This window comes from Paenibacillus forsythiae T98 (genome assembly GCF_000520735.1).
In the GTDB taxonomy this organism is placed as follows: domain Bacteria; phylum Bacillota; class Bacilli; order Paenibacillales; family Paenibacillaceae; genus Paenibacillus_AQ; species Paenibacillus_AQ forsythiae.
Genome location: NZ_ASSC01000346.1, coordinates 1 through 1730 on the forward strand (window position 1 = coordinate 1; position 1730 = coordinate 1730).

The following is a 1730-nucleotide window of genomic DNA, read 5'->3' on the forward strand; positions in this document are numbered from 1 at the left end:
ATTTACGCAGGCGATGCGGCGGTTAAAGTTAAAGAAGGCATCTGCGGCTGTACGACGCTCGGACGCGATGAAATCGTAGCCGAGATCAAGCGGATGGAGCTGAAGACGGTCAAGGAAGTTATGAATGTGCTCGAATGGAGCACAGAGGAAGGCTGCTCGAAATGCCGTCCTTCCCTGAACTATTATCTCGGCATGCTGTGGCCGGAGGAATACGCGGACGAGAAGGAATCACGAATCACGAACGAGCGCTACCACGCGAACATCCAGAAGGACGGCACCTTTTCGGTCGTTCCCCGGATCTACGGCGGCGTGACCTCCCCGGGCGAGCTGAAGAAGATTGCCGAGGTTGCCGAGAAGTTCGACGTTCCGATGGTGAAGTTCACAGGCGGACAAAGACTGGATCTGCTGGGCGTCAAAAAAGAGGATCTGCCTAAAATTTGGCAAGAGCTTGACATGCCTTCGGGCCATGCATACGGTAAAACGCTGCGCACAGTCAAGACCTGTGTCGGTTCGACCTTCTGCCGGTTCGGGACTCAGGACTCCATCGGCATGGGCATCCGGCTGGAGAAAGAATTCGAACGGCTGAACACACCCGCCAAGGTCAAGCTGGCCGTCTCCGGCTGTCCCCGCAACTGCGCGGAGGCGACGATCAAGGATTTCGGCGTTGTCGCGATTGACGGCGGCTGGGAGCTGCATGTCGGGGGCAACGGCGGCGTGCATGTCCGGGCCACGGATCTGCTGTGCGTTGTGAAGACGGAGGACGAGGTGGTTGAATGGGCGAGCGCGTTCCTTCAATATTACCGCGAAAATGCCGCTTGGAACGAGAGAACTTCCAATTGGGTTGAGCGTGTGGGACTGGACAGCATCAAGGCGGCGCTGGATAACCGAGAAGACCGGCTGGCGCTGCAGGGAAGAATCCGGACGGCGCTCAGCGTAACGACCGACCCGTGGAAGCAGATCGTGAAGGATAAGGAGCTTCGCAAAAATTTCGAGCCGATCTCCCGGGTGGAGACGGTATAACAGGAGGGTTAAGGGGATATGACGATGACCAAAATGCATGTCGGCAACGTAGCTGAAATCGACCGCAAGGGCTCGCGGACTCTAAAGGTAAACGGCCTGGACATCGCCTTGTTCCGCCTGTCGGACGGAGAGGTGCTGGCCGTAGAGAACAAATGCCCGCATAAAGGCGGTACGCTGTCGGAAGGGATGGTCTGCGGCAGCAAGGTTCACTGTCCGCTGCATGACTGGCGGATTGATCTTCATACCGGCAAGGTCGAGGAGCCGGATACGGGATGCGTGCCTACCTTTGAGGTTGAAGTGGATCAGGCCACAGGAGCCGTTTACCTGACGATCTAGGGCGAGGGGCAATACCAACTGGACATGGAGGGAGCTAACCAAATGAAGACCGGCACCATTTCGATCGTCGGAGCAGGTCCGGGAGACCCGGAATTGATAACAGTCAAGGCGGTGCGCCGCATCCGGGAGGCCGATGTCGTGCTGTACGACAGGCTTGTGCCGCAGGAGCTTCTGGACTATGCGAAGCCCGATGCGCGTCTTATCTATTGCGGCAAAGCGCCGGGGCGGCACTCCATGTCCCAGGAGCAAATCATTCATGTGATGATCCGTCAGGCCCGTCTTGGCCATAAGGTCGTCAGGCTCAAGGGAGGCGATCCCTTCGTCTTTGGCAGAGGAGGGGAGGAGGCGCTGGCCGCCGCCGAAGCCGGTATCAC

The 1730-nt window shown here is 58.2% G+C and carries 3 protein-coding genes; all 3 read left to right on the forward strand.

Annotated features, from left to right (window positions below; genetic code table 11):
* The coding region (locus tag L692_RS28470; protein ID WP_036723242.1) for a (2Fe-2S)-binding protein at nucleotides 1–1020 on the forward strand (1020 nt) is incomplete at its 5' end.
* Nucleotides 1021–1044: 24 nt separating this feature from the next.
* Complete coding sequence (gene nirD / locus L692_RS0111125; protein ID WP_025699856.1) at nucleotides 1045–1356, forward strand: nitrite reductase small subunit NirD; 312 nt, start codon at nucleotides 1045–1047, stop codon at nucleotides 1354–1356.
* Between the two features lie 42 nt (nucleotides 1357–1398).
* Nucleotides 1399–1730: uroporphyrinogen-III C-methyltransferase (locus L692_RS0111130; RefSeq protein ID WP_025699858.1), on the forward strand; the 332-nt coding region annotated here is incomplete at its 3' end.